This window comes from Pseudomonas sp. GV105 (assembly GCF_003058185.1).
In the GTDB taxonomy this organism is placed as follows: domain Bacteria; phylum Pseudomonadota; class Gammaproteobacteria; order Pseudomonadales; family Pseudomonadaceae; genus Aquipseudomonas; species Aquipseudomonas veronii.
The window spans coordinates 165,716-187,857 of the sequence record NZ_QBUF01000003.1; the positions used below are offsets into that span (position 1 = coordinate 165,716).

The following is a 22,142-nucleotide window of genomic DNA, read 5'->3' on the forward strand; positions in this document are numbered from 1 at the left end:
ACAAAGCCCCGCCCTGTGAATGGCGGGGCTTTTTGCTTTGCGGCTCACAGTGATGGGCTTGCCTGTGGAAACGTCATCAGCACCCGCTGATCGACCTGGACAGGAACACATCAGCCAACAGTTGATTGCGCGGCAGCCCTGCCAGGAACAAGCGCTTGGAGAACGCCTCGACGCTGGCCGGATGCCCGCAGAGCAAGGCCAGTGTTTGCCGGGAAACCAGCCGCAGTTGCGCCAAGGCCGGGGTCAACTGCGCCGCCGTCCACAGCTCCACCGTCAGGTTCGGATGGCGCTCGGCCAGCGCTGCCAGGGGCTCGGCCAAGTAGTGACCGCTGGCATCGTGGGCCAGGTGAATCACGCGGATCGCGCCTTGGTGGTCCTGGCGCAACGCCTCACGCAACACGCCCCACAACGGGCCCAGGCCGGTGCCGGACGCCAACAGCCACAGTGGCCGGGTTTGCCAGTCGGGGTCGTACTGCAAAGCGCCGCCGCGCAGTTCGCCCAGGCGCAGATGGTCACCGACGCGCAACTGTCGAGCGGCATCGCTGAACGCGCCGGGCTGACGGCAGTCGAGATGAAACTCCAGGAACGGATCTTCCTCGGGCAGGCTGGCCAGGGAATACGGGCGCGCCACCGGCCCCGCCCACAACACCAGATGCTGCCCGGCCCGGTAGCGCAGGCCGCGCTCCGGTTGCAGACGCAGGCGCAGCACATGCGTGCTCAACCACTCCACGCCGACCACCGCGGCCGGCACGCCGTCACGGCTCGGGTCAAACGCTTCGACGTGCAGGTCCGCCGTCACCCGGCACTGGCAGGCCAGGCGCCAGCCGTTCTCGCGTTGCGCCGGGCTGAGGGCGTCGGGCTGCTGATCCTCGACCTCGCCCCGGCAACGCACCAGGCACGCATGGCAACTGCCGGCGCGGCAACTGTAGGGCACGGCAACGCCGGCCTGGTTCAGGGCATCCAACAGGTTGCTGCCGGTGGAGACCGACCAGTGGCGTTCGCCGACGTACAGTTCAGGCATACAAGGTCTCGGATCAAAAAAGCCTACACAGGGAATCACGCCCGGCAGAGTTTGACCATAGTCGGGTGTATCGGCCACCGTGCCGGGTTATACTGCCGCGCCTTTTTAGCGTCGCGCCAGCATCACTCGGCGTGCCTTGGAAAGGTGGTTTCAGCCGACCGATACACCCCACTGAAGCCACCTTTATTGAATGTTCCCTTATAGAGGAGCGCGACTCATGACCGTGATCAAGCAAGACGACCTGATTCAGAGCGTTGCTGACGCCCTGCAATTCATTTCCTACTACCACCCCGTTGACTTCATCCAGGCAATGCACGAAGCCTACCTGCGCGAAGAATCGCCGGCTGCCCGTGACTCCATCGCCCAGATCCTGATCAACTCGCGCATGTGTGCCACCGGCCACCGCCCGATCTGCCAGGACACCGGTATCGTCACCGTGTTCGTGCGCGTAGGCATGGACGTGCGCTGGGACGGCGCCACCATGGGCCTGGACGACATGATCAACGAAGGCGTGCGTCGCGCCTACAACCTGCCGGAAAACGTCCTGCGTGCTTCGATCCTCGCCGACCCGGCGGGCGCGCGTAAAAACACCAAGGACAACACCCCGGCGGTGATCCACTACTCCATCGTCCCGGGTAACACCGTGGAAGTGGACGTGGCCGCCAAGGGCGGTGGTTCCGAGAACAAGTCGAAAATGGCCATGCTCAACCCGTCCGACTCGATCGTCGACTGGGTGCTCAAGACCGTTCCGACCATGGGCGCCGGCTGGTGCCCACCGGGCATGCTCGGCATCGGCATCGGCGGCACCGCCGAGAAAGCCGCCGTGATGGCCAAGGAAGTGTTGATGGAATCCATCGACATCCACGAGCTGAAAAAGCGTGGCCCTTCCAACCGTATCGAAGAGATGCGCCTGGAGCTGTTCGAGAAGGTCAACCAACTGGGCATCGGCGCCCAGGGCCTGGGTGGCCTGACCACCGTGCTCGACGTGAAGATCATGGATTACCCGACCCACGCCGCCTCCCTGCCGGTGTGCATGATCCCCAACTGCGCCGCCACCCGTCACGCGCACTTCGTGCTCGACGGTTCGGGCCCGGCATCGCTGGAAGCGCCACCGCTGGACGCCTACCCGGAAATCGTCTGGGAAGCCGGCCCGTCGGCCCGTCGCGTCAACCTCGACACCCTGACCCCGGAAGACGTGCAGAGCTGGAAGCCGGGCGAAACCGTGTTGCTCAACGGCAAGATGCTGACCGGTCGCGACGCGGCGCACAAGCGCATGGTCGAGATGCTGAACAGGGGCGAAACCCTGCCGGTGGACCTCAAGGGTCGCTTCATCTACTACGTCGGCCCGGTTGATCCGGTGCGCGACGAAGTGGTTGGCCCTGCCGGCCCGACCACCGCGACGCGGATGGACAAGTTCACCCGTCAGATCCTCGAACAAACCGGCCTGCTGGGCATGATCGGCAAATCCGAGCGCGGCCCGACCGCCATCGAAGCGATCAAGGACTACAAGGCCGTGTACCTGATGGCCGTAGGCGGTGCTGCTTACCTGGTGGCGCAAGCCATCAAGAAGTCGCGCGTGGTGGCTTTCGCCGAACTGGGCATGGAAGCGATCTACGAGTTCGAAGTGAAAGACATGCCGGTCACCGTTGCGGTGGACAGCAAAGGCGAATCCGTCCACATCACCGGTCCTGCCATCTGGCAGAAAAAGATCAGTGAAAGCCTGGCGGTAGAAGTGCAGTAAGCGCTTCTTCGCACCGATAAAGGCGACTGCGGCTACACAGCCCAGTCGCCTTTTTTATCGCGCATGCTATGGTGCTCCCCCCTAATTGCAGCTGTTCATCTCCGTATGATCGCGATCCCTCGCCCCCTGCGCCTGACCTTCTACTCCCTGTTGATCATCGCCGGTGCGGTGCTGGCCGCTGCCTTGGCCACCCGCCACGCTGAACGCCAGGCCCTGGTGGACGATGCCGCCCGTGCCAATCAGCAATTAGCGCTGTACGCCAACTCGCTGCACACCCTGATCGAACGCTACCGCGCCCTGCCCGCCGTGCTGGCACTGGATTCGGAAATGATCAGCGCGTTGAAAAGCCCGCTGGATGCCGCGACCCAGGACCTGCTCAACCGTAAACTGGAACGTATCAACAACGCCGCGCAGTCCTCCACATTGGAACTGATGGACCGCACCGGCCTGGCCGTGGCCGCGAGCAACTGGAAGCTGCCGAGCAGTTACGTCGGGCACAATTATGCGTTCCGGCCATATTTCAGGCAGACCCTGAGCCACGGCACCGGGCGCTTTTATGCGGTTGGGGTGACCACCGGCGTGCCGGGGTATTTCCTATCCAGCGCGGTGCTCGATGAACACGAGCAGTTCCTCGGCGCGATGGTGGTCAAACTGGAGTTCCCCGAACTCGAGCGCGAATGGGCCCAGGGCAACGACCTGCTGCTGGTCAGCGATGCGCGCGGCATTGTGTTTATTGCCAACCAGCCGGGCTGGCGTTATCGCAACCTGCGCCCGCTGTCGGCCAGCGACCTCGCCGAACTCACGGCCACCCGCCAGTACGACAAGAAACAGCTGCAATCGCTGGAGACCCAGACCCTGCAGCGTTTCGACGAAAACAGCCACCTGATGCGCGTCAACGGCCCCGACGGCAACGCCCGGTACATCTGGGAATCCCTGCCGCTGAAGGGCGAAGGCTGGACCTTGCACCTGCTGCGCAAACCCCAGTTCGCCTTCGAAGACCAACGCAACGCCGGCCTCGCCGCCGCCGGTTCATGGCTGGCGCTGGTGTTCCTGGTGCTGTTCCTGACCCAGCGCTGGCGCCTGGCCCGCATGCGCCAGCGCAGCCGCGAAGAGCTCGAACAGCTTGTCGAGGAGCGCACCCAGGCCCTGCGCACGGCCCAGGATGGTTTGGTGCAATCGGCCAAGCTGGCGGCGCTGGGGCAGATGTCTGCCGCCCTCGCCCATGAAATCAACCAGCCGCTGACCGCGCAGCGCATGCAATTGGCGACCCTGCGCCTGCTGCTCGACCATGGCCGCGTGGAAGATGCCTACAAGGCGCTCACACCACTGGACGACATGCTCACCCGCATGGCCGCGCTGACCGGCCACCTCAAGACCTTCGCCCGCAAAAGCCCCAGCGGCCTGCGCGAGCGCCTGGACCTGGCCAGTGTGGTCGACCAGGCCCTGCAACTGCTCGACGCACGCCTGCGCGATGAAGGCATCGGCACCGTGCTGGACCTGACCCGCCCCGCCTGGGTCCGTGGCGACGCGATCCGCCTGGAACAGGTACTGATCAACCTGTTGCGCAATGCCCTCGACGCCATGGCCAACAAGCCGCGCAAACGCCTGGAAATCCGCCTGCACGCCGATGAGCAACTGTGGCAACTGACCGTCAGCGACAGCGGCGGCGGCATCGCCGAAGAACACCTGAACAGCGTGTTCGACCCGTTCTTCACCACCAAGCCCGTGGGTGATGGACTCGGCTTGGGGCTGGCGGTGTCCTACGCTATCGTGCATGAACTGGGTGGACGCCTGTGCGTCGCTAACCGTGGCGACGGCGCGGTGTTTACCCTGACCCTGCCTATCGCGCTGGAGACGCCGGAGCTATGCTGAATGCGGTGATTGTGGTCGATGACGAAGCCAGCATTCGCACAGCCGTTGAGCAATGGTTGAGCCTGTCGGGATTTGACGTGCAATTGTTCAGTCGCGCCGAGGCCTGCCTGGCGCAACTGCCCAAGGACTTTCCCGGGGTGGTGTTGAGCGACGTGCGTATGCCCGGCCTCAGCGGCCTGGAACTGCTGGCCGAAGTGCGGCGGCGCGACGCCGACTTACCGGTGATCCTGCTGACCGGCCATGGCGATGTGCCGATGGCCGTCGAGGCGATGCGCGACGGGGCCTACGACTTCCTGGAAAAACCCTTCAGCCCCGAAGCCCTGCTCAACAGCCTGCGTCGCGCCCTCGATAAACGTGGGCTGATCCTGGAAAACCGCCGCCTGCATCAACAAGCCGATCATCGGACACAACTGGAAAACAGCCTGCTGGGCGTGTCCCGCAGCATGCAGAACCTGCGCCGCCAGGTGCTCGACCTGGCGACGTTGCCGGTCAATGTGCTGATCCGCGGCGAGACCGGCAGCGGCAAGGAACTGGTCGCCCGCTGCCTGCACGACTTCGGCCCGCGGGCGAAGAAAGCCTTTGTCGCGCTCAATTGCGCGGCAATCCCCGAGCAGCTGTTTGAAGCCGAGCTGTTCGGCCACGAGAGCGGCGCGTTTACGGGGGCTCAGGGTAAGCGTATCGGCAAGCTGGAATACGCCCACGGCGGCACGCTGTTTCTGGATGAAATCGAAAGCATGCCCCTGGCCCAGCAAGTCAAATTGCTGCGGGTGTTGCAGGAGCAGAAGTTAGAGCGCCTGGGCTCCAATCAGAGCATCCACGTCGATCTGCGCATCATCGCTGCGACCAAACCGGACCTGTTGGAAGAAGCCCGCGCCGGACGTTTTCGCGAAGACCTGGCCTATCGGCTGAACGTCGCACAACTGCGCCTGCCGCCCCTGCGCGAGCGCCGTGAAGATATACCGCTGCTGTTCGATCACTTTGCGCAAAGCGCCGCCGAACGCCTGGGCCGCAGCGTTGAACCGCTGAGTGGCGCGCAACTGGGGCGCCTGCTCAGCCATGACTGGCCGGGCAACGTGCGCGAACTGGCCAACGTCGCCGAACGCCAGGTGCTGGGGCTGGGCGAACCGGAGCCCGAAGGCATCGAGGCCGGGCAATCATTGGCGGCGCAACAGGAAGCCTTCGAGGCCCACTGCCTGAAAGCCGCACTGACCCGACACAAAGGCGATATCAAGGCGGTACTGGCCGAGCTGCAACTGCCCCGGCGCACCTTCAACGAGAAAATGCAGCGGCATGGGTTGGTGCGCGAGATGTTTCTCTAGGGCGTTCTTTGTGGTGTTTTCAAAGACGCCATCGCAGGCACGCCATAAGCGGATTTCCGCTCACCCACCCCAGAACCATCGGCGGCTTTCCGCTCAAAAAAAGCTGCAAACCCTTCTAGATCGGGCCTTCCCCCACCTGGCACAGCTCCTGCTATAGCCCCAGTCAGGCTGTGCTCAGGCACGCTCCATAAAAACAACTATCTGAAGGTTCCTTCAATGGATAACTCCAATACTTTGCCTCTGGGGTCGGCGGCTGCGCCGGCGAAAGAACGCACCACCACCAGCCGCATCAAATCGATCTTCAGCGGATCGGTCGGCAACATGGTCGAGTGGTACGACTGGTACGTCTACGCGGCGTTCTCGCTGTACTTCGCCAAAGCCTTCTTCCCGAAAGGCGACACCACCGCCCAACTGCTCAACACCGCTGCGATCTTCGCCGTGGGCTTCCTGATGCGCCCGATCGGCGGCTGGCTGATGGGCCTGTATGCCGACCGTGCCGGTCGCAAGGCCGCGTTGATGGCCTCGGTGCTGCTGATGTGCTTCGGCTCGCTGATCATCGCCCTGAGCCCGGGTTATGAAACCATCGGCGTCGGCGCACCGATCCTGCTGGTGTTCGCCCGTCTGCTGCAAGGCTTGTCGGTGGGTGGCGAATACGGCACCTCGGCCACTTACCTGAGTGAAATGGCGACCAAGGAGCGTCGCGGTTTCTTCTCCAGCTTCCAGTACGTGACCCTGATCTCCGGCCAGCTCATAGCCCTGGCGGTGCTGATCGTGCTGCAACAAGTGCTCACCACCGAGCAACTATACGATTGGGGCTGGCGTATCCCGTTCGCCATCGGCGCCCTGTGTGCAGTGGTCGCGCTGTACCTGCGTCGCGGCATGGAAGAAACCGAGTCGTTCACCAAGAAGGAAAAAGCCAAGGAAAGCGCAATGCGTACCTTGATGCGCCACCCCAAGGAACTGATGACCGTGGTCGGCCTGACCATGGGCGGCACCTTGGCCTTCTACACCTACACCACCTACATGCAGAAGTACCTGGTGAACACCGTCGGCATGAGCATTTCCGACTCCACCACCATCTCGGCGGCGACGCTGTTTCTGTTCATGTGCCTGCAACCCCTGGTCGGCGCGCTGTCGGACAAAGTCGGCCGCCGTCCGATCCTGATCGCCTTCGGCATCCTCGGCACGCTGTTCACCGTGCCGATCCTGACCACCTTGCACACCATCCAGACCTGGTGGGGCGCGTTCTTCCTGATCATGGCGGCGCTGATCATCGTCAGCGGCTACACCTCGATCAACGCGGTGGTGAAGGCTGAGCTGTTCCCCACCGAAATCCGCGCGCTGGGCGTGGGCCTGCCGTATGCGCTGACCGTATCGATCTTCGGCGGCACCGCTGAATACATCGCGCTGTGGTTCAAGAGCATCGGCATGGAAACCGGCTACTACTGGTACGTGACCGCATGTATCGCGGTGTCGTTGGTGGTCTACGTGACCATGAAAGACACCCGCAAGCACTCGCGGATCACCACGAACTAACCGCCGAACGCAGTCACGAATGTGGGAGGGGGCTTGCTCCCGATCGCGGTGTATCAGTCAACTTGTCTCAAGCTGACCCACCGCCATCGGGAGCAAGCCCCCTCTCACATGTGGAATCAGGACAACTCTGCCACTTCGCGCCGCACATAGCGCCGCTGCGCATACGACGCCCCGATAATCATCACCACCAGCACCGCCGCCAACACCGCCGACGAACCGATGGTGCCGAAGTCCAGCCCGCCCTTGGCATGGGGCTTGGTCAGGAAGTCGCCCAGGGTCGCACCAAACGGCCGGGTCAACACGAACGCCACCCAGAACAGCAACACCGACGAGATCCGTGTGAAGTACTTGAGCGCCACCACCACTGCGATGGTCGAGCCGATCAACAACGCGCCACCAGCGAAGCCGAGCCCGGAATCGTCGGCAAGGAAGTCGCCGAGGGCGGTGCCCAAGGTGTTGGAGAACAGGATCGCCATCCAGTAGAACAACTCGCCGCGAAAGGTCTGCACCTTGTTCACGTTCAGCGAATCACCGCTGAGGTGCCATAACGCGAAGATGATCATCAGGATCACGATCAGGATCATCGACCCCGTGGCGTAGCCCAGGCCGAGGCTGCGGTCCATGAAGTCGGACATGGTGGTGCCGGCGGTGCTGGTGGACAGGATCACGATCCAGTACAGCACCGGGTTGTAGGCTTTCGACCAGAGTTGCGTCACCAGGGTGACCAGGAACACGCTGATCAGGATCATCGAGCTGATGGCGTAACCGACGTTAAGGGTCATCGACAGCAAATCCCCGGCGGTTTCGCCCAGGGTGGTTGCGCAGATTTTCATGACCCAGAACGCCAGGGTGATCTGAGGAAGTTTGTTCATGCAGTGGAAGGCTCCGAAGCTCAATCTATCAATGGGCCGACTTATAGGGGGTGTCGACCGCGCGCGCAGACTGAACGGGACGCTGTGAAAAATAGGTGGGCGCTGAATGAAAATTCCATAGGGTCGATGGAAATTCGCCGCCATGGCTTGCACTATGACGGCCTCCCAGAGAAGCGCAGCAGGAACCCCAGCCATGTCTGACGACAGCTACTACTACGAACCCGCCAAGGGCCACGGCCTGCCCCATGACCCGTTCAACGCCATCGTCGGCCCGCGACCGATCGGTTGGATTTCGTCCCACGACAGTGAGGGCCACCTGAACCTGGCGCCCTACAGTTTCTTCAATGCGTTCAACTACATTCCGCCGATCATTGGGTTTTCCAGTGTCGGGCGCAAAGACAGCCTGAACAACATCGAACAGACCGGCGAGTTTGTGTGGAACCTGGCCACCCGTCCGTTGGCCGAGCAGATGAACCAGAGCTGTGCCGCCGTGCCGCCGCAGGTGAATGAGTTCGAGTTGTCCGGCCTGACGCCGGTGGCCTCGAAGATCGTCGGCGTGCCGCGGGTGGGCGAGAGCCCGGTGGCGTTCGAGTGCAAGGTCACGCAGATCATTCAGCTGCAGCGTGCCGACCATGTGCTGGTACCCAGCTGGCTGGTGCTGGGCGAGGTGGTCGCGGTGCATATTGCCAAGTGGCTGCTCAAGGATGGGATCTACGACACCGCCGCCGCCGAGCCGATCCTGCGTGGCGGCGGCCCGGCGGATTACTTCCAACTGGGCCCCGAGGCGCTGTTCAAAATGTATCGCCCAGGCGTCACCCAAGCCTGACTGCAATGCAATGCAATGCAATGCAATGCAATGCAATGCAATGCAATAAAAATGTGGGAGGGGGCTTGCCCCCGATAGCAGTGTTTCAGCTACAGATAGGCTGACTGACACACCTCCATCGGGGGCAAGCCCCCTCCCACATTAGATCAGCGGCGTGCGTTAGTTTGTGGCAGTCGCCCAGGTCAACTGACCTTCTGCGTCGACGTCGGTCAACAACTCAAGGTGCAGCGTCGCCGCATCATCGGCATCGGATGCCGTCTTGAACTTCTGTCCATCCAGGATCTTGTGAAACTGCGGTGCGCCCATGCCATCGAGTGCCTTGACGGCGACGGCGGCGCTGTAGCCCCCTTCGCCCGGTACTACGGCGGAAACGGCTTCGTGGTGGGCAAATTGTTTACGTGCCATGTTGCAGGTCCTGGCCAATGGAAAGTCGGCCATTCTAAACCCTAACCGGCGAGTTGCAGGTACTCGCCGTAAGCACTGGCGGCGGATGCATCGGTGAAGGTCTGGAAATCCATGCTGCGAACGACTGCGTCGTTCAACAGCTCGGTGAAGATCATCAGGGCTGGCGAGTTGAAGTAGGCACTCATCGCCTGCTCGCTGCTCCAGAGGCCCGAGACCAGCCAGACATCGGGGTCGACCTGGGAATGCTGCAACGAAAATTGCAGGCAACCCTGAGCCTGACGGCCCGGTTCGATCAAACTGCTCAAACGAGCACCGAGTTCGGTGCTGCAGCCGCTACGGGCGCGGATAAAGGCCATATGGCTCGCGGGAATGGGGGTGGACATGTTCGACTCTCCCGTTGAGAAGTGATGCTCGGCAAACACTGTGAGGGTGTGTTGCCACAGGATCAAAGATAACGGCGCGGGTCGAGGCGCGGTTAGTCGATTCCTGCCGGCTTATTGCACAATCCTGCGAAAAGCGTAGACAGGACGATTGCCCGCCGGTTTTATTCCACCGGCAAACGCCTTGTTTCAGGGACGTGACAACCGCCGCGCTTGCCTGATTCACGCAGCTTCGCAGGATCAGGCAAGGATCGAGCAGAATCGACATAACACGGTTTGCACCGCCACCGCTAAGCTGAGCCCATCAAAGAAGCCTGCAGAGGACGCCCTATGTCGTCGCCCGAACCTAAGCCCGTGCCCCTCGATGCCGAGATGGAAAAACAGCGCGCCGAACTGGCCAGCATCGTGCGTCGGCATACCTGGGAAGACGGCTCCTACGGTACGGCGATCACGTCACTGTTCCTGAACCGCCACAACACCCCGCGCGACTTCAGCCCGGTGCTGGTGGAGCCCGCCTTGTGCATCCTGGCCAATGGCCGCAAGGAAGTGCGCCTGGCCGATGAAATCTTCGCCTATGACCCGCTCAATTACCTGGTGTTTTCGGTGTCGATGCCCGTGGCCGGGCGGATCATCGATGCCACCGCGCAAGACCCTAACCTGTCGATCCGCATCAACATCGACCCGGCGCAGCTCACCGCCCTGATCGCAGAAGCCGGACCGATGGGCGTGCCATCGCGCCCGACTGCGCGTGGGATGTACGTCGACCGCCTCGACAACCAACTGCTCGACGCCGTACTGCGCTTGACGCGCTTGCTCGATTCGCCCAAAGACATTGCGATGCTGGCGCCGTTGATCAGCCGTGAAATTCTCTACCGCTTGTTACGTGGGCCGCAGGGCTATCGGCTGTATGAAATTGCCGTAGCCAACAGTCAGAGTCATCGGGTCAGCCAGGCGATCAAATGGCTCAATGGCAACTACGAACAACCGCTGCGCATCGATGACCTGGCCAGGGAAGTGAACCTGAGCGTCTCGACCTTGCACCACCGCTTCAAGGCCATCACCGCGATGAGCCCGCTGCAATACCAGAAGCAGTTGCGCTTGCAGGAGGCGCGGCGGCTGATGCTTGCCGAAGGTCTGGAAGCCTCCGCGGCGGGGTATCGGGTGGGGTATGAAAGCCCGTCGCAGTTCAGCCGCGAATACAGCCGGCTGTTTGGTGCGCCGCCGCTGCGGGATTTGGCCAGGTTGCGTCAGAGCGTGTGATTCAGCGCCCCTCCCACATTTGATCGGCGGCGCTGCTTAGTCGAGGGTGCGGGGCAGTTGCAAGGTGACCCGCAAACCACCCTCGCGCAAATTCTGCAAACTCACTTCGCCGCCATGGCTGTGCGCTATGTTGCGCGCGATGCCCAGGCCCAGGCCGTAGCCCTGCTGCTGGCCGGCGAGGCGGAAGTGCGGTTCGAAGACTTGCTCCAGGCGCTGTTCCGGCACGCCGGGGCCTTCGTCGTCGACGTGCAGGATGAACTCCGCGCCATCGTCCTCGATATGCAAATGGGCGTTCTGCCCGTACTTCAATGCGTTGTCGATCAGGTTGCCGATGCAGCGCTTGAGCGCCAGCGGCTTGCCCGGGTACGGTGCCAACGCGCGCCCATGCTGGGTCACGCGGCCGTTGCCGTTGGGCGCCAGGTACGGTTCCACCAGGCAGTCGAGCACATGGTTGAGGTCCACCGGCTCGATGTTTTCGTGGATGTCGGTGTCTTTCACGCATTGCAGCGCGCCTTTGACCAGCAACTCCAACTCGTCCAGGTCGCGGCCGAATTTGGTTTGCAGGTTTTCATCTTCAAGCAATTCAACCCGCAGGCGCAGGCGTGTGATCGGTGTGCGCAAGTCGTGGGAAATTGCACTGAACAACTGGCTGCGTTCGGTGAGGTAACGGCTGATGCGCTCGCGCATGGCATTGAATGCGCGCCCGACTTCGACCACTTCACTGCCGCCGCCTTCGGCCACCGGCTCCACGTCGGCGCCCAGCGACATGTCCCGCGCCGCCCGCGCCAGGCGCTTGAGCGGCCGGCTCTGCCAGTGGACCAACAGGCCGATGAACAGCAGCAAAAAGCCGCTGGTCAGCACGATAAACCACACTTGCTGCGACGGCAGGCCTTGTTCTTCGAGGCTGGTGTACGGCTCGGGCAACAGCGAGGCGATGTACAGCCATTCGCCGGGGGCGAGTTGGATCTGGGTGACCAGCACGGGCGGGTTCACCGGTTCCAGGGTCAGCGCGTAATGCGCCCAGGAGCGTGGCAGCTCATCGAGTTTCAACCCGGCATTGAAAATGCGCAGGTCTTCGGCGCTGACGAATTCCACCGAGATATGCACATCGGCGCCCAAGGTCTGGCGCAACACTTCATCGACCGCCTTGAGCACCGCTTGCTTGCGCGGGGTCTGCGGCAAGATCGCCATGTCCAGCGGACGGTCGTTGAGCGTCACCACAAACCGTGTGCCGCCCATGCTGCGCAATTGGTCGAGGACCAACGGGCGATAAGCCACCGGCAACGAACGGAAATAGCTCACGCTGGCGGTCATCGAATGCGCCAGGCTGCGGGCGCTGGTGACCAGGCCTTCGAGCTGGGTGGCGCGCAATTGCGAGACCCAGATCACGCTGGACAGCGCCTGGGCGAACAGCACCGCGAGCAGCGTCAGCAGGAGCATGCGCCCGAGCAGCGAGCGCGGCACCGGGAAGCGGCGGCGACGTTCGCTCAGGTGTTCAGTGGACACTGCCGGCAACCACGCTGGCTGCCAGTTGATAACCGCTGCCGCGCACGGTGCGGATCAGCCTCGGCGGTTTTTCCGTGTCGCGCAGACGTTGGCGCAGGCGGCTGACGGCCATGTCGACGATCCGGTCGAGCGGCATCAGGTCGCGGCCACGGGTGGCGTTGCCGATGGTGTCGCGGTCGAGGATCTGTTGCGGGTGGTCGAGAAACAGCTTGAGCAGGGCAAAGTCGGCCCCGGAGAGAATCACCTCTTCACCGTCGACGTGAAACAGTCGGTGGCTGATCGTGTCCAGGCGCCATTCATCGAACGCCAACACGTCGCCATTGCCGCCGCGCTCCTGGCCGAACTGGCAGCGGCGCAACAGTGCCTTGATCCGCGCCTGCAACTCGCGGGGGCTGAAAGGCTTGCCGATGTAGTCGTCGGCGCCCAGCTCCAGGCCGATCACGCGGTCGGCTTCGTCGGAACTGGCGGTGAGCATGATGATCGGCACCTGCGCCTGGCGCGGGTGCTGGCGAATCCAGCGACACAGGCTGAAGCCGTCTTCGTCCGGCAACATCACATCGAGGATGACCAGGTCGCACGGCGCCTCGTCCATCGCCTGACGGAACCCCGCACCGTCCGGCACGCCACGCACCTGGAAACCGGCGCGACTGAGGTAGGTTTGCAGCAATTCGCGGATTTCCTGGTCGTCGTCGACGAGGAGAATCGATTTACTGATTACGCTCACGGGGTCCTCCTTGTTGTTATGGCCATGCTGTAGGAGCGAGCTTGCTCGCGAAAATCCTGAGGCTGCCGCGTATCACCTGATGCGCTTCGTTATCGTCAACGTTCTTCGCGAGCAAGCTCGCTCCTACATGGCGAATGCCTGTTCAAGCGCCACACCCGCCCCGGTCAACCCGGAATACGGCGCCGTCACCAGCCATACCGGAATGCCCTTGAAATAGTCGCTCATGCAGCCTTTGTCACTGAAGCTCTTGGCAAAATCGCTGTGGATAAAGAAGTCGGCAAACCGCGGGATCACCCCGCCGACGATATACACACCGCCCCGTGCGCCGGTGGTCAGGACGTTGTTACCGGCTACGCGGCCCAGCCAGATACTGAACTGGTTCAACACTTCCATCGCCACCGGGTCGCCGGCCAGGCCTGCCGCCGTGATCGCTTCCGGCGTATCCAGCACCGGCGAGTGACCATCCACCGCACAGATCGCCCGATACACCCGTGGCAAACCTGCACCACTCAAGGCGCTTTCGGCGCTGACATGGCCGATCTCATTGTAAATGTGCTGCCACAGCTGGGCTTCCCGCGGGCTGCTCAGGGGCAGGTCGACATGGCCGCCCTCCCCCGGCAACGCGGCCCAACGGCCGCCGCCCAGGTCGAGCAAGGTGCCGACGCCCAGGCCGGTGCCCGGACCGATCACCACCGCCGGGCGCAACGGTTCCGGCGTGCCAGGGCAGACCACGCAGAATTCGTCGGGCTTCAAGCGGGTCATGCCCAGGGCCATGGCCGAGAAGTCATTGACCAGCAGCAGTTCATCCACCTGCAAGGTGTTGCAAAACGCAGTCTTACTCAGGCGCCAGTGGTTGTTGGTGAATTTAAATTCATCGCCGCTCACCGGCCCGGCCACCGACAGGCACACCGCGCCGATGTCGCCGATCGCCAGGCCTTCTTCCTTGAGGTAGACCTTGATCGCGTCCTCAGGGCTTTTATGATCCGCGGTGGCCTGCACCCGGATCGAATGCAGTGCCTGATCCCGCCACAACGCAAACCGGGCGTTGGTACCGCCAATATCACCGACCAGCGCAAGCTTCACTTAAGCGTCTCCAAGGCACAGGTAAAGGCGCTGGCGCCTTGCTCTGCGGAGCTTGCGGCCAAGCGCATAAATGCAAACAGCTCGCGACCGGCCCCCACGTTATTGCCCAACAGGCCCGTGGCAGGTGTGCGCGCTGCAAATTCTTCGGCGTCCACCTTAAGCTCCAAGGTGCCTTTGACGCCATCCACACGAATGATATCGCCATCGCGCACCCGTGCCAGCGGCCCGCCGCTCTGGGCTTCGGGGTTGACATGGATCGCGGCGGGGATCTTACCCGACGCGCCGGACATGCGCCCGTCCGTTACCAGCGCCACTTTGAAGCCACGGTCCTGCAACACGCCGAGGAACGGCGTCATCTTGTGCAATTCGGGCATGCCGTTGGAGCGCGGCCCCTGGAAGCGCATCACCGCGACAAAGTCTTTTTCCAACTGACCGGCCTTGAACGCATCGGCCAGATCTTGCTGGTCCTGGAACACCACCGCTGGGGCTTCGACGACCTGGTGCTCGGGGGCCACGGCGGAGACTTTCATCACGCCACGGCCGAGGTTGCCTTGCATCACGCGCAAGCCACCTTCGGGCGAGAACGCACGGGCCACCGGGCGCAGGATGGCTTCGTCGAGGCTTTCGATCGGGCCGTCGCGCCAGATCAGTTCGCCGTCGACCAGGAACGGTTCCTGGATGTAGCGGCTCAGGCCTTTGCCGGCCACGGTGTTGACGTCTTCGTGAAGCAGGCCGGCTTCGAGCAGTTCGCGGATCAGGAACGACATGCCGCCCGCCGCCTGGAAGTGGTTGATGTCGGCTTTGCCGTTTGGATAGACGTGGGACAGGGTCGGCACCACCTCGGAGAGGTCGGCCATGTCCTGCCAGGTCAGGATGATCCCCGCCGACATGGCGATGGCCGGCATGTGCAGGGTGTGGTTGGTGGAACCGCCGGTAGCGTTGAGCGCAACGATGGCATTGACGATGGATTTTTCGTCGACGATCTCGCCGATCGGCGTGAAGTTGCCGTTGGCCTTGGTCAGGCGCGTGACCTGATGCGCGGCTTCGCGGGTCAGCGCGTCACGCAGCGGCGTGTACGGGTTGACGAACGAGGCGCCGGGCAAATGCAGGCCCATCACTTCCATCAGCAACTGGTTGGTATTGGCGGTGCCATAGAAGGTGCAGGTGCCGGGGCTGTGGTAGGACTTCATCTCCGACTCCAGCAGCTCTTCGCGGCTGGCCTTGCCTTCGGCGTAGCGCTGGCGCACGTCGGCCTTCTGCTTGTTGGAGATGCCCGACGGCATTGGCCCGCCAGGAACGAAGATCATCGGCAGATGGCCGTAGCGCAGGGCGCCCATCATCAGGCCGGGGACGATCTTGTCGCAGATGCCCAACATCAGCGCAGCGTCGAACATGTTGTGGGACAGCGCTACCGCCGTGGACATGGCGATGACTTCACGGCTGAGCAGGCTCAGCTCCATGCCCGGCTCGCCTTGGGTCACGCCGTCGCACATGGCGGGCGTGCCGCCGGCGAACTGGCCGACCGAGCCGACTTCGCGCAGGGCTTTTTTGATCTGGTCCGGGAAATGTTCATACGGCTGGTGCGCCGAGAGCATGTCGTTATATGACGAAACAATTGCCACGTTGGCGGCATTCATCATACGCAGACTATTTTTATCTTCGGTGCCGCAACCGGCCACGCCGTGGGCAAAGTTGGCGCATTGCAGCTTGCCGCGCATCGGGCCGTCGCTGGCGGCGCCGCGAATGAGCGCAAGGTAAGCCTCACGGGTTGCACGACTGCGGGCGATAAGCCGATCGGTGACCTCAAGAACGCGGGGATGCATGTGTAGAACTCCAGGCTAACGGATGTGGCGACCTGAGTGTCTATGCTGATCAAACGCCCGCGGCACATGGGATGGCAGAGAGTCGTTTGGATCATCGGACCAGTTGATTCAGGTCACTCGTTGTAGATTGAACAAAATATTGCCACTAAAAAGGCTTGTTTTCTATTTTTATGCGAATAATCTTGTAATTCTTACAACAAATCGACGACAGGCACTCTTCAATGACTCTTCGAATCGCAATCAATGGTTTTGGCCGTATCGGCCGCAATGTCCTGCGCGCACTGTATACCCAAGGCTATCGCCAGGATTTGCAGATCGTCGCGATCAATGACTTGGGCGACAGCTCGATCAATGCCCACCTGCTCAAGTACGACACCGTCCACGGTACTTTCGATGCAGAGGTCGCGCACGATCAGGAAAGCCTGACCGTCAATGGTGACCGGATCGCCGTCAGTGCCATTCGCAACCCGGCCGAGCTGCCCTGGGCTGCGCACAATATCGACGTGGTGTTCGAATGCACCGGCCTGTTCACCGACCGGGCCAAGGCTGCTGCCCATATTAGCGCCGGCGCGCGCAAGGTGATCATCTCTGCCCCGGCCAAAGGCGCGGATGCCACCGTGGTCTACGGGGTAAATCATGACATTTTGCGTCAATCCCACCAGATCATCTCCAATGCTTCCTGCACCACCAACTGCCTGGCACCCGTGGCCCAGGTGCTGCACCGCGAGCTGGGCATCGAGAGCGGCCTGATGACCACCATCCATGCCTACACCAACGACCAGAACCTGACCGACGTCTACCACACCGACCCCTACCGCGCGCGCTCGGCCACCCAGAACATGATCCCGAGCAAGACCGGCGCCGCCGAAGCGGTCGGCCTGGTGCTGCCGGAACTGGCGGGCAAGCTGACCGGCATGGCCGTGCGGGTGCCGGTGATCAACGTATCGCTGGTGGACCTGACCGTGCAGTTGAAGAAAGACGCTACCGCCGAGGAAGTCAACGCGCTGCTCAAGGAAGCCAGCCAGCACTCGAAGATCCTCGGCTACAACACCCTGCCGCTGGTTTCCAGTGACTTCAACCACAACCCGCTGTCGTCGATCTTCGACGCCAACCACACCAAGTCCAGCGGCAAACTGCTGAAAGTGCTGGCCTGGTACGACAACGAGTGGGGCTTCTCCAACCGCATGCTGGACAACTGCCTGGCGCTCTGCAACGCCGAATAATCTTTTGTGGGAGGGGCGGTTCGACTTGCTCCCGATGGCGGCGTATCAGTCATGCATGTGTTGACTGACATTCCGTAATCGGGAGCAAGCCCCTCCCACATTTGATCGGTAGAGGCCTAGAGAAACAGCCACTTGCCATTTGTGCTGATGATACGCATTATCATTAACTACAAATCGGTCCGGTATCGCTGTGAGCCAATCTCGCTTCAACCAAGTCTTTCTCACCCAACGGGTGATTCTGCTACGCACCTTGCAGCGGATGGTGAACAACCACAGCACCGCCGAGGACCTGTTGCAGGAAACCTACCTGCGCGTGACCCGGGCCCTGGGCGAGCGGCCGATCGATCACCTCGAACCCTTCGTCTACCAGACCGCGCGCAACCTCGCGCTGGATCACTTGCGTTCACGCAGGATACAGGCGCGCACACTGCAGGAAGATGTCCCGCTGGACGTCCTGCAAAGCGTCGCCGCCCCCATCAGCACGCCCGAAGACGCGACCCAGGCCGAGCAACTGCTTGAGCACCTGAGCATCAGCCTCGGCCAATTGAGTGCCCGCCAGCAACGGATTTTCATCCTCAGCCGCCTGCACGGTTGCAGTTACCAGGAGATTGCCGATCAATTGGAAGTGTCCTTGAGCACGGTGCAAAAGGAACTGAAATTGATCATGGCCATCTGTGTAGGTGTGGCCGAACGGCTGGATCAGCCTTAAGCTTCACCCGACAGAAATGTCGACCCAGGCTGTAGGAAAGATAAATAGAACGTGGCGAAGACCCGAGGCACACCGTGACCGACCCGAATAAACTGCGCCCCCACGCGCTGGCTCATGAGGTGTTGCAAGACCCGGCGATGGACCAGGCCCTCGACTGGCTGATCGCCTTGCAGTGCCCGCAACCCGGGCAGCAGGCCGCGTTCGAAGCCTGGCTGGCCGGCGATCCGGCACGCGTCCGTGCCTTCGACAAAGCCCAGGCCGCCTGGGGCGGGGCGCCCGTCCACAGCGCCGCCGTCGCGCTGGCCGCACCGCGCAAACCCGGGGCCTGGCGCCGTATCAAACCGCATTGGAAACCACTGGCCACCGCCGCCGTGTTGATGCTCGGGCTGTTCAGCTTCAGCAACCTGCCGGTACGTCTGCAAGCCGACCACCTCACCGTGGTGGGTGAGCGCCAGCGCCTGCAATTGGATGATGGCTCGAACGTCCTGTTGAACACCGATTCGGCATTCTCCAGCACCACCCGGGATCACCAGCGCATCGCCCGCCTCTACCAAGGCGAAGCGTTTTTCGAGGTAACGCCCAACCGCGGCCTGCCCCTGGAAGTCGACGCCGGCCCGGTGCGCGCCAGCGTGCGCGACACCGCATTCGCCGTGCGCTACCTCAACGGCGAAGCGCAGGTGCAGGTGCAGCGCGGCGACGTCGACCTGAGCAACACCTTCGACGATGCCCGCGTGCGCCTGAGCGCTGGGCAAAGCATCCGCATCGGTCCCAACGGCTTCGGTCAACCCGCCAGGCTCGACGCCAACAAGGACCTGGCCTGGGTCCAGGGCCGGCTGATCTTCGAAAACCGCCCGATGAGCGAAGTGCTCGCCGAATTGCGCCGCTACTACCCCGGCTGGATCGTCAACACCAACGACCAACTCGCCAGCGTCGCCGTCACCGGCAACTACCGCCTCGACCAACCGTTGGACGTAGTGCGTTCCCTGGCCCACATCACCTCGGCCAAGCTCTCTGAATACCCGGCATTGGTGATCCTGAACTAAATGAGAATTATTTTTACTCGATAGACCTCGGCTGTACGTCTCGTCTTAGCCAATGCAACTGATTCCTATTTGAACCAGTGCGCAACTATAAGACTCGTACTTCCGGAGCGCTCTCGATGTCCTCTCGTTTCAATCGCCGGTCTTCTTCACCCGTGCTGTCCTTGCTGACCGCCGCCCTCCTGCTGGCCGGTACCCCGCTGACGGCCGCCGCCGCCGAACCGACCGCCCGCAGCCACGGCAACTACAGCTTCAGCATCGAACAGCAGCCACTGGTTTCGGCACTCAATGCCTTCACCGCCGTGACCGGCTGGCAAGTCGGCCTGCCGGCGGAGCTGGGCCAGGGCGTGTCGTCCCCTGGCGTGCGTGGTGCGCTGTCGCCGGAAAAAGCCCTGGAGCGCTTGTTGGTGGGGACCAACCTGGGCTACCGCAAACTCGGCAACAGCAACATCGTCCTGGAAAAGCACGCTGGCGGCGGTGTCCTCAACCTGCAACAGGTGACCATCAGCGCCACCCGTAACGAGCAGGACGTCAACAGCGTACCGAACACCGTCAGCGTGCATGATCGCCAAACGCTGGACCGCCAGAACGTCAACACGATCCGCGAACTGGTGCGTTACGAGCCCGGCGTCTCGGTCGGTGGCGCCGGCACCCGTGCCGGCAATGCGGGCTACAACATTCGCGGTATCGACGGCGACCGCATCCTCACCCAGGTCGATGGCGTGGAAGTGCCGGACAACTTCTTCAACGGCCCCTACGCCAAGACCCGTCGCAACTACGTCGACCCGGAAATCGTCAAGCGCGTGGAAATCCTGCGCGGCCCGGCGTCGGCCCTGTACGGCAGCAGCGCCATCGGCGGCGCGGTGAGCTATTTCACCCTCGACCCGGACGACATCATCAAGCCCGGCCAGGACGTCGGCGCCCGCCTCAAGACCGGCTACAGCTCCGCCGACGAGAGCTGGCTGACCTCCGCCACCGTCGCCGGCCGCGTACAGGACGTCGACGGTTTGCTGCACCTGAGCCAGCGCAACGGCCATGAAACCGAAGCCTACGACGGCAACAACGCCACCGGCCTGGCCCGCACCGGCGCCAACCCCGAGGAGGCGCGCACCACCAACGTGTTGGCCAAACTGGGCTGGAACTATGGCGATGACAACCGTCTGGGCCTGACTTACGAGAAGTACAAGGACGATCGCGACGTCAACCTGAAGAATGCCGTGGGTGGCCCGTTCGTCGGTGGTCAAGGTTTCAATCTCTACCGTGATCGCCGGGGCAACGACACCATCACCCGCGAACGTTTCGGCCTGGAAAACACCTTTGCCTTCGACTCGCCCGTGACCGATCGCATCAAGACCAGCCTCAATTACCAGATCGCCAAGACCGACCAGAGCACCGCAGAAATCTACCAGGCCGGCCGTCGGGTATTGCGCACCCGCGACACGCTTTATGAAGAAAAACAGTGGGTATTCGATGCCCAGCTGGACAAGGCATTCAGCGTCGGCGAAACCGATCACCAAGTGACCTACGGCACCACGCTCAAGCAGCAGAAAGTCACCGGCTCCCGCGAGGGCGCGGCCACTTGCCTTGCCGTCGGCGCCGGTTGCACAGCCATTGGCGCGCCCAGCCCAACGGCCAGCGACAGCGTGAAGAAGGCCAGCGACTTCCCCGACCCGACCATCAACACCTATTCGTTGTTTGCCCAGGACCAGATTGCCTGGGACAAATGGACCTTCCTGCCCAGCCTGCGTTATGACCACACCCAGCTCAAACCCAAGCTGACTCAAGCGTTCCTCAGTACCGTCAACCCGACCGGCCAATACCCGGTGAGCGACAAGGAAAAAACCTGGCACCGTGTCACCCCCAAGTTTGGCCTGACGTATGCCCTGACCGATCACTACACCCTGTTTGGCCAATACGCCGAAGGCTTCCGCACCCCCTCGGCCAAGGCGCTGTACGGACGCTTTGAAAACCTGAACCTGGGCTACACCGTCGAGCCCAACCCCGACCTCAAGCCGGAAACCAGCAAAGGCATCGAAACCGGGATTCGCGGCAAGTTCGCCGCAGGCTCCTTCGACATCGCGGTGTTTTACAACAAGTACCGCGACTTTATCGACGAAGACAACGCGGTCGTCGGCGGCACCGTCGAACAGTTCCAGGCCGTCAATATCAAGCGCGCAACCATCAAGGGCGCGGAAGCCAAGGGCCGCTTGAACCTCGACGCCTTCGGGGCGCCTCAGGGCCTGTATACCCAGGGGTCGATTGCCTACGCCTACGGGCGCAACGACGACAGCGGCGAGCCACTGAACAGCGTCAACCCACTCAAAGGCGTATTCGGCCTGGGTTACGAACAGGACAACTACGGTGGCCTGCTGAGCTGGACCCTGGTGAAGAAACAAGACCGTGTCGACAGCAAGACCTTCTTCGCGCCCGACGGCGACAGCGCCAACGGCCCGTTCAAGACCCCAGGCTTCGGCATCCTCGACCTGACCGGCTTCTATAAAGTCACCCACGACGTGACCCTCAACGCCGGTCTCTACAACCTGACCGACAAGAAGTACTGGAACTGGGATGACGTGCGCAGCTACGACAGCGTCGGCGAAGCCGGTGTCACCGGCCCGGCCAACCTCGACCGCCTGACCCAGCCCGGTCGCAACTTTGCGATCAATGTGATCTGGGACATCTGATCAATCCGCCTCGCCTCGCCGGAATCAATCACCGGCGAGGTGAGGATTTTTTACTGTGCCGCGTCTTCTTGTTCGTCTAGTTACTAACCGCCCAGCCATGCCTCAGGGCAACACGGCG

18 protein-coding genes are annotated in these 22,142 nt (G+C 62.4%); 10 read left to right on the top strand and 8 right to left on the bottom strand.

Translation table 11 applies throughout. The annotated features are described in order from the left end of the window. Positions 1–76: 76 nt before the first annotated feature. Complete coding sequence (locus tag C8K66_RS06980; protein ID WP_108524489.1) at positions 77–1,021, bottom strand: iron-sulfur-binding ferredoxin reductase; 945 nt, start codon at positions 1,019–1,021, stop codon at positions 77–79. Positions 1,022–1,238: 217 nt separating this feature from the next. On the opposite strand from C8K66_RS06980, the gene C8K66_RS06985 reads away from it, so the two are divergent. The 4 genes from C8K66_RS06985 (at position 1,239) to C8K66_RS07000 (ending at position 7,489) form a co-directional block, all read left to right on the top strand. After that, a complete protein-coding gene (locus C8K66_RS06985) occupies positions 1,239–2,762 on the top strand; it encodes a fumarate hydratase (protein WP_017846082.1) in 1,524 nt (507 codons plus the stop codon). Between the two features lie 105 nt (positions 2,763–2,867). Then, the gene (locus tag C8K66_RS06990; protein ID WP_108524490.1) at positions 2,868–4,634 is read left to right on the top strand and encodes an ATP-binding protein; all 1,767 of its coding nucleotides are present in this window, start codon (positions 2,868–2,870) and stop codon (positions 4,632–4,634) included. Beyond that, complete coding sequence (locus C8K66_RS06995; RefSeq protein WP_017846084.1) at positions 4,628–5,953, top strand: sigma-54 dependent transcriptional regulator; 1,326 nt, start codon at positions 4,628–4,630, stop codon at positions 5,951–5,953. The genes C8K66_RS06990 and C8K66_RS06995 overlap by 7 nt, the downstream gene beginning before the upstream one ends. A gap of 216 nt (positions 5,954–6,169) precedes the next feature. Further along, positions 6,170–7,489: an MFS transporter gene (locus C8K66_RS07000; RefSeq protein ID WP_046382234.1), complete on the top strand. Its 1,320-nt coding sequence runs from the start codon at positions 6,170–6,172 to the stop codon at positions 7,487–7,489. A 116-nt stretch (positions 7,490–7,605) separates the two neighbouring features. On the opposite strand, the gene C8K66_RS07005 is transcribed toward C8K66_RS07000, so the two are convergent. After that, positions 7,606–8,361 carry a hypothetical protein gene (locus C8K66_RS07005; protein ID WP_057004542.1) on the bottom strand — a complete coding sequence of 252 codons (756 nt, stop codon included), beginning with the start codon at positions 8,359–8,361 and terminating at the stop codon, positions 7,606–7,608. A gap of 193 nt (positions 8,362–8,554) precedes the next feature. Between C8K66_RS07005 and C8K66_RS07010 the strand changes: the two genes are divergently transcribed. Then, positions 8,555–9,187, top strand: a complete 633-nt coding sequence (locus C8K66_RS07010) for a flavin reductase family protein (RefSeq protein ID WP_046382233.1) — start codon at positions 8,555–8,557, stop codon at positions 9,185–9,187. A gap of 159 nt (positions 9,188–9,346) precedes the next feature. On the opposite strand, the gene C8K66_RS07015 is transcribed toward C8K66_RS07010, so the two are convergent. Together C8K66_RS07015 and C8K66_RS07020 are read right to left on the bottom strand one after the other, a co-directional pair. Continuing rightward, positions 9,347–9,592: a hypothetical protein gene (locus C8K66_RS07015; RefSeq protein WP_017846087.1), complete on the bottom strand. Its 246-nt coding sequence runs from the start codon at positions 9,590–9,592 to the stop codon at positions 9,347–9,349. A 41-nt stretch (positions 9,593–9,633) separates the two neighbouring features. Continuing rightward, positions 9,634–9,975: an antibiotic biosynthesis monooxygenase family protein gene (locus tag C8K66_RS07020; protein WP_046382232.1), complete on the bottom strand. Its 342-nt coding sequence runs from the start codon at positions 9,973–9,975 to the stop codon at positions 9,634–9,636. Positions 9,976–10,302: 327 nt separating this feature from the next. On the opposite strand from C8K66_RS07020, the gene C8K66_RS07025 reads away from it, so the two are divergent. After that, positions 10,303–11,232: an AraC family transcriptional regulator gene (locus C8K66_RS07025; RefSeq protein ID WP_046382231.1), complete on the top strand. Its 930-nt coding sequence runs from the start codon at positions 10,303–10,305 to the stop codon at positions 11,230–11,232. A 36-nt stretch (positions 11,233–11,268) separates the two neighbouring features. Here the strand turns inward: C8K66_RS07025 and C8K66_RS07030 are convergent, their stop codons facing one another. The 4 genes from C8K66_RS07030 to edd form a co-directional block, all read right to left on the bottom strand. After that, entirely contained in the window at positions 11,269–12,696 is a 1,428-nt protein-coding gene (locus C8K66_RS07030; RefSeq protein ID WP_162231530.1) for an ATP-binding protein, read from the bottom strand. A gap of 31 nt (positions 12,697–12,727) precedes the next feature. Further along, entirely contained in the window at positions 12,728–13,462 is a 735-nt protein-coding gene (locus tag C8K66_RS07035) for a response regulator (protein WP_046382230.1), read from the bottom strand. Between the two features lie 123 nt (positions 13,463–13,585). Beyond that, on the bottom strand, positions 13,586–14,545 hold the full coding sequence (locus C8K66_RS07040; protein WP_108524491.1) for a glucokinase: 960 nt from the start codon (positions 14,543–14,545) through the stop codon (positions 13,586–13,588). Continuing rightward, on the bottom strand, positions 14,542–16,368 hold the full coding sequence (gene edd, locus C8K66_RS07045) for a phosphogluconate dehydratase (RefSeq protein ID WP_046382228.1): 1,827 nt from the start codon (positions 16,366–16,368) through the stop codon (positions 14,542–14,544). Before edd ends, C8K66_RS07040 begins: the two co-directional genes overlap by 4 nt. 221 nt (positions 16,369–16,589) lie before the next feature. Between edd and gap the strand changes: the two genes are divergently transcribed. The 4 genes from gap (at position 16,590) to C8K66_RS07065 (ending at position 22,024) form a co-directional block, all read left to right on the top strand. Then, positions 16,590–17,591, top strand: a complete 1,002-nt coding sequence (gap, locus tag C8K66_RS07050) for a type I glyceraldehyde-3-phosphate dehydrogenase (RefSeq protein WP_057004545.1) — start codon at positions 16,590–16,592, stop codon at positions 17,589–17,591. A gap of 190 nt (positions 17,592–17,781) precedes the next feature. Then, entirely contained in the window at positions 17,782–18,300 is a 519-nt protein-coding gene (locus C8K66_RS07055; protein ID WP_017846095.1) for an RNA polymerase sigma factor, read from the top strand. Positions 18,301–18,374: 74 nt separating this feature from the next. After that, positions 18,375–19,343, top strand: coding sequence for a FecR domain-containing protein (locus C8K66_RS07060; RefSeq protein WP_108524492.1), 969 nt, complete (start codon positions 18,375–18,377; stop codon positions 19,341–19,343). A 116-nt stretch (positions 19,344–19,459) separates the two neighbouring features. Then, positions 19,460–22,024, top strand: a complete 2,565-nt coding sequence (locus C8K66_RS07065) for a TonB-dependent receptor (protein ID WP_108524493.1) — start codon at positions 19,460–19,462, stop codon at positions 22,022–22,024. Positions 22,025–22,142: the final 118 nt, after the last annotated feature.

Excerpts from the sequence above, each read along its gene's own strand:
- C8K66_RS07000 (WP_046382234.1), top strand. The coding sequence starts at position 6,170 with ATGGATAACTCCAATACTTTGCCTCTGGGGTCGGCGGCTGCGCCGGCG.
- C8K66_RS07010 (WP_046382233.1), top strand. The coding sequence starts at position 8,555 with ATGTCTGACGACAGCTACTACTACGAACCCGCCAAGGGCCACGGCCTG.
- C8K66_RS06995 (WP_017846084.1), top strand. The coding sequence starts at position 4,628 with ATGCTGAATGCGGTGATTGTGGTCGATGACGAAGCCAGCATTCGCACA.
- C8K66_RS07020 (WP_046382232.1), bottom strand. The coding sequence starts at position 9,975 with ATGTCCACCCCCATTCCCGCGAGCCATATGGCCTTTATCCGCGCCCGT.
- C8K66_RS07015 (WP_017846087.1), bottom strand. The coding sequence starts at position 9,592 with ATGGCACGTAAACAATTTGCCCACCACGAAGCCGTTTCCGCCGTAGTA.
- gap (WP_057004545.1), top strand. The coding sequence starts at position 16,590 with ATGACTCTTCGAATCGCAATCAATGGTTTTGGCCGTATCGGCCGCAAT.
- edd (WP_046382228.1), bottom strand. The coding sequence starts at position 16,368 with ATGCATCCCCGCGTTCTTGAGGTCACCGATCGGCTTATCGCCCGCAGT.
- C8K66_RS06985 (WP_017846082.1), top strand. The coding sequence starts at position 1,239 with ATGACCGTGATCAAGCAAGACGACCTGATTCAGAGCGTTGCTGACGCC.
- C8K66_RS07065 (WP_108524493.1), top strand. The coding sequence starts at position 19,460 with ATGTCCTCTCGTTTCAATCGCCGGTCTTCTTCACCCGTGCTGTCCTTG.
- C8K66_RS06990 (WP_108524490.1), top strand. The coding sequence starts at position 2,868 with ATGATCGCGATCCCTCGCCCCCTGCGCCTGACCTTCTACTCCCTGTTG.
- C8K66_RS07025 (WP_046382231.1), top strand. The coding sequence starts at position 10,303 with ATGTCGTCGCCCGAACCTAAGCCCGTGCCCCTCGATGCCGAGATGGAA.
- C8K66_RS07005 (WP_057004542.1), bottom strand. The coding sequence starts at position 8,361 with ATGAACAAACTTCCTCAGATCACCCTGGCGTTCTGGGTCATGAAAATC.
- C8K66_RS06980 (WP_108524489.1), bottom strand. The coding sequence starts at position 1,021 with ATGCCTGAACTGTACGTCGGCGAACGCCACTGGTCGGTCTCCACCGGC.